Raw genomic sequence first — 716 nt, 5'->3', positions numbered from 1 at the left:
CCACCGGCGATGCTGAAGGCGCTGGACTCGGCGATGGCCTGCGCGATCACCCTGGTGCCGTTCTCGAACGCCGCGAACTCGAACACGCCCACCGGGCCGTTCCAGACGATGGTGCCGGCCTGCTTGAGCTTCTGCGCCAGCTTCGCCGCGGTCTTGGGGCCGATGTCCAGGATCAGGTCGTCGTCGGCCACGTCGGTGGCGGCCTTGACGGTCGCCTCGGCGTCGGCCGCGAAGGCCTTGGCGCAGACCACGTCCTCAGGAATCGGCACCTCGGCGCCACGCGCCTTCATGGCCTCGATCACGGCCGTGGCCTCGCCCAGCAGGTCGGGCTCGGCCAGGCTCTTGCCGATCTTCAGGCCCGCGGCCAGCATGAAGGTGTTGGCGATGCCGCCGCCGACGATCAGGCCGTCGACGTTTTTCGCGAGCGATTGCAGGATGGTCAGCTTGGTCGAGACCTTGGAGCCGGCGACGATGGCGACCAGGGGCCTCTTGGGGTTGGCCAGAGCTTTGGAGATCGCGTCCATCTCGGCCGCCAGCAGCGGACCGGCGCAGGCAATCGGCGCGGTCTCGGCGATGCCGTAGGTCGTGCCCTCGGCGCGGTGCGCGGTGCCGAAGGCGTCGTGCACGAAGATGTCGCAGAGCTTGCCCAGCTTGGCGGCCAGCTCGGGCTTGTTCTTCTTCTCGCCCACGTTCAGGCGGCAGTTCTCCAGCAGCAC

General features: G+C 68.7%; 1 protein-coding gene. It reads right to left on the bottom strand.

The features are described from left to right. Positions 1-716, bottom strand: a 716-nt coding sequence (pgk, locus tag RCO38_RS24220) for a phosphoglycerate kinase (RefSeq protein ID WP_308331157.1), incomplete at both ends; no start/stop codon positions are given.

It is taken from the genome of Hydrogenophaga pseudoflava, assembly GCF_031020795.1.
Taxonomy (GTDB): Bacteria; Pseudomonadota; Gammaproteobacteria; order Burkholderiales; family Burkholderiaceae_C; genus Hydrogenophaga; species Hydrogenophaga pseudoflava_A.
This window is presented reverse-complemented; position numbering and strand designations above follow the sequence as displayed.